The sequence below is a fragment of the Corallococcus sp. CA053C genome, from assembly GCF_003611675.1.
Lineage (GTDB): Bacteria > Myxococcota > Myxococcia > Myxococcales > Myxococcaceae > Corallococcus.
The window spans coordinates 1-4149 of sequence record NZ_RAWA01000601.1 but is presented as its reverse complement, the minus strand read 5'-3'; the positions used below and the strand labels follow the sequence as shown (position 1 = coordinate 4149).

The following is a 4149-nucleotide window of genomic DNA, read 5'->3' as shown; positions in this document are numbered from 1 at the left end:
CCAGCGCTCCCACCAGCAGGACCGCTCCCGTCCACCGCCACCCGTGCCTCATGGTCCAAACACCTCGTGCTCACTCAAGGCGGAGTTCCCCCCAGCGGGTCCCCCGTAATGGCCGTTACCCAAGGCAAGGACGGTGCCAGCCCGCGAGGGACGGGCGGCCGATGACGGCGTCGGGTGCTGGACAGCGGGTGGGCAAACGATTGCCCACTGTGGGCATGCCGGGGGTCCCGGAGCGCCCCGCAACCGTGCTAGGGGCTGGGCCATGGCAGGGAACGACGCACGCGGCCGCACCCCGCTGTCCCTCGTGGGACAGGAGCCGGACCTCGTCTTCTACACGCGACAGGCGGCCGAGCACGGCGCGCCCGTGTTGGTGCTGGGCGCCGCCAACGGCCGCGTGCCCTGGGCCCTGTCCGGCCACGGCTACGCCACCGTGGGTGTGGATCCGTCGGAGGTGATGATCCGCTCCGCCGAGGAGCGCCGCGCGTCGGAGAACCCGGACGTCTCCGCGCGCACGCGCCTGATGACGGCGGACCTGCGCACGCTGCGGCTGCCGGAGAAGTTCCCGCTGGTGCTCGCGCCGCAGCACGCGCTGGGGCTGATGGCCGGCCGCGACGACGTGGAGGCGTTCCTCGCCACCGTCATCCACCACCTGGCCCCCGGGGGCACCTTCGTCTACGACGTGCTCAACGCCCCGCGCGAACCCGTGCTGCCGCGCGACGAGGACGAGCCCGGCTCCGCGGTGGAGCCCCGCCGTCCGCTGTTCGCCCTGCACCTGCGCGAGCGGCGCACGCCCGGCGGCCCCAGCCCCATCCGCCGCCTCAAGCTGCGCCATTTCCTCCCCGAGGAACTGGAGACCGCGCTCACCGCCAGCGGCCTCACGCCGCGCGAGCGCTACGGCCGCTTCGACGGCAAGCCCTTCGACCTGGAGGACCTGCGCCAGATTGGCGTCGCCGGGTTGTGAGGCGGTGGGACGGAAGCGCGCCTCAGCGCTCGAAGCGGTAACCCAGGCCGCGCACGGTGAGGAAGTGCCGGGGCGCTTCCGGATCCGCTTCGAACTTGAGCCGCAGCTGGCGCATGAAGTTGTCCACCGTGCGCGCGCTGCCCTCGTAGTGGTAGCCCCACGCGCCAGACAGCAGCTCCTCGCGGGTGAAGGTGCGGCCCGGGTGCGCGAGGAAGTGCGCGAGCAGCTTGAACTCCTGCGCCGTCAGCTCCACCGGCTGCCCGTCGCGCGCCACCGTGCGCAGCGCCAGGTCCACCTTCACGTCACCGAACGTCACCGGCGGCGCGGTGGTGCCCGTGGCCCCGAACCTGCGGCGCAGCACCGCCTTGATGCGCGCGAGCAACTCCTGGAGCCCGAAGGGCTTCACCACGTAGTCATCCGCGCCCAGGTTGAGGCCCAGGATTTTATCCGACTCCTGGCCCCGCGCGGACAGCACCACCACGGGCGTGTCGCGGCCGCGCTGGCGCAGCTCGCGGATGACCTCGTAGCCGTTGAGCTCCGGGAGCATCAGGTCCAACACCAGCAGGTCCGGCGCCTCGTCCAGCGCCTTGGCCAGGCCCGTGCGTCCGTCCTGGGCCTGGAGGACCTCGTACCCTTCGAAGCGCAGGTTCATGGACACGCCGGTGAGGATGGACAGGTCGTCCTCCACCACCAGGATGCGGCGCGGCTTCTCCTCGCTGCCGGTGCTCATGAGCGGCCCGCCTTGAGCTGGAGGGTGAAGCGGCTGCCCTTGCCGGGTTCGCTCTGCACGGTGACGCGGCCCCCGTGCGCCTCCACGATGCGCTTGCTGATGGCGAGCCCCAGGCCGCTGCCCTCTGTCTTGCGCGTGAGCAGGTTGTCCACCCGGTAGAAGCGCTCGAAGATGCGCTTGCGGTCCTTCCTGGCGATTCCCACCCCGTTGTCCTCCACCGACAGGTTCACGTGTCTGCCGTCCCTCTGTGCCCGGAGTGAGATCTTCCGGTGCGTGGGCCCGCTGTACTTGTAGGCATTCTGCAACAGGTTGAGCAGCGCGCCCGCGACCGCGACGCGGTCCACCTCCACCGGAGGCAGCGCGTGCTCCACGTCCACGGTGAGCTCCATGTCGTCACCCAGCCGCTGCGCGCGGAAGGCCGCCACCGCCGCGTCCACCACGTCCGCCACCGGCAGGGACTCGCGCTGGTACACCTTGCGGCCGCTCTCGATGCGCGCCCAGTCCAGCACCCGCTCGATGAGGTCCGACAGGCGCTCCGTCTCCCGCGTGAGCAGGTCCAGCACCTCCTGCATCTGCGCGGGGTCCTTGAGGCGGCCCAGGGCCAGCGTCTCGATGAACATGCGGATGGAGGTGAGCGGCGTGCGCAGCTCGTGGCTCACCAGCGACACGAAGTCCGTCTTCATGCGGGACAGGCGCGCCTCGCGGTAGAGCACGCGGCCGGTGTAGACGACGCCGAAGGTGAGCGTCAGGTAGAACAGGCCCAGCAGCACGCCGTACACGGCGCGGTTGCGCGTGGAGGCGCTCGCCACGGGGTCCTCGCCGGTGGGCAGCACCACCAGGCGGAAGTCCTGCAGCGGCGGGGACAGCACCCGCTCCGCGAGCACCGTCGTCCCCAGCGCGTTCTGCCGGGCCTGGGCGACCTCCGACATCAGCCGGTTGACGAGCCCGCCCTCGCTGGTGGTGTCGCGCGGCACGGGCAGGAGCGTGAAGCGAACGGGCTCCGACGTGGTGCGCCCCTGGGCCTTGTCCGACAGCAGCCTGTCCAGCGCGATGCCGGACAGCCGCACGCCGCGCACCTGGGACCCCAGGCGCTCGGCGGCCACCATCACCGCGCGGTTCCCCGTGGCGAGCGAGAAGACGGTGGGCACGGTGGGCAGCGAGGCGGCCTCCGGCACCAGCGCCGCCAGGGACTCCGCGAGCTGCGGATCCTTGGTGCGCACGAGGCCGTTCTCCACGTGGAAGGTGCCCTCCGGGTCGGACACCTCCTGGTCGTCCTCCAGCAGGAACACCAGCCGACCGTCGTCCGCCGGCTCCAGCCGTCCACCGCCGAGCGCCTGGGGCACCTCCGCGGACAGGTCCGCGAGCGTGCCGCGCCAGGCGGCCTCCAGGCGTTTCTCCACCGCGGCGCGCTCGTTGATGATGGCCACGATGCCGAAGCCCGACAGGCCGGCCGAGGGCAGCACGATCAGCAGCAGGAGCAGCGCGAACGTGCGCCGGAAGCTGAGGATGACGGGCGCGGGACGAAGCACGAACCCGGTATGTACACGCGACGGGGGCGCGGTGCTCGGGGTGTTTGTGGGACAGGGGCGCCTTCCCCACACTGTCAGCAGCCACACGGCGGGTGCGGAGGGCATCGACTTCCGGGGGACGGGTGGGCGAGCATGCGGTCCTCGGGACGGCGTGTGAGCAGGGCCGGCACGCCCCCGACTGGCCGTGGGGTTTCAACGCGCGCAGGGCAGGGCTGGAAGGGCGCGCGTGCTCCATGGGGAGGGGAAGGCTTTCCGATGCGACGGCAGGGATGGACCGCGCTGTGCGCGGTGACGCTGGTGCTTTCGGGGTGCAAGGAGCGCGAGGTGGCGGGCACCTGGAGCAATGCCTCCGGATCCGTGGCGCTCAGCCGGGATGACGAGCTGCTCTACGTGGTGGATGCCGACAACGGCATCCTCGCGGTGGTGGACACCGACAGCCGGGAGAAGGTGAGCGAGGTGCGGGTGGGCCCCCGGCCGGAGCGCGTGATGGTGGGCCCGGACGACACCATCTACGTGACGAACCGGGGCGGGCGCAGCGTGTCCGTCATCCGCCGGGGCGACGCGGTGGAGGCGGCGCGCATCGACGTGGGCGTGGAGCCCACGGGGCTCGCGGTGTCCCCGGACGGCGACACGCTGTACGTGGTGAACAGCACCACGCGCACGTCGACCGAACACGGCAGCCTCACGGCCATCGACACGCGGTCGCTCACGGCGCGCTGGGAGTTGCCGCTGGGCGAGGAGCCGCGCGGCATCGCGCTGCTGGAGGACGGCCGCAAGGCGGCGGTGTCGTTGTTCCGGCGGGGCGACGTGATGACGGTGGACCTGTCGGACGCGGACCGGCCCCAGGTGCTGCGTGGAGGCACGGACCTGGACGCGCAGGCCAACGTGGTGTCGCCGCCGTCACCCTCCCGCGACGACTTCCCCCAGCT

Annotated in this window: 4 protein-coding genes; 2 read left to right on the top strand and 2 right to left on the bottom strand. The window is 71.9% G+C overall.

Features of this window, described 5'->3' with window-relative positions:
- Window positions 1-262: 262 nt before the first annotated feature.
- Entirely contained in the window at window positions 263-961 is a 699-nt protein-coding gene (locus tag D7V97_RS40715) for a bifunctional 2-polyprenyl-6-hydroxyphenol methylase/3-demethylubiquinol 3-O-methyltransferase UbiG (RefSeq protein WP_120615940.1), read from the top strand.
- Between the two features lie 22 nt (window positions 962-983).
- Here D7V97_RS40715 and D7V97_RS40710 read toward each other — a convergent pair whose 3' ends face one another.
- Together D7V97_RS40710 and D7V97_RS40705 are read right to left on the bottom strand one after the other, a co-directional pair.
- Window positions 984-1691, bottom strand: a complete 708-nt coding sequence (locus D7V97_RS40710) for a response regulator transcription factor (protein ID WP_120615939.1) — start codon at window positions 1689-1691, stop codon at window positions 984-986.
- Window positions 1688-3220, bottom strand: coding sequence for a cell wall metabolism sensor histidine kinase WalK (locus D7V97_RS40705; protein WP_233583552.1), 1533 nt, complete (start codon window positions 3218-3220; stop codon window positions 1688-1690). Before D7V97_RS40705 ends, D7V97_RS40710 begins: the two co-directional genes overlap by 4 nt.
- Window positions 3221-3475: 255 nt before the next feature.
- Here D7V97_RS40705 and D7V97_RS40700 point away from each other — a divergent pair.
- Window positions 3476-4149 (top strand): YncE family protein (locus tag D7V97_RS40700; protein ID WP_368669012.1); only part of this gene is annotated, 674 nt, incomplete at its 3' end.

What these genes read in the sequence shown, in the direction of transcription:
- D7V97_RS40715 (WP_120615940.1), top strand. Translation starts at nt 263, where the DNA reads ATGGCAGGGAACGACGCACGCGGCCGCACCCCGCTGTCCCTCGTGGGA.
- D7V97_RS40710 (WP_120615939.1), bottom strand. Translation starts at nt 1,691, where the DNA reads ATGAGCACCGGCAGCGAGGAGAAGCCGCGCCGCATCCTGGTGGTGGAG.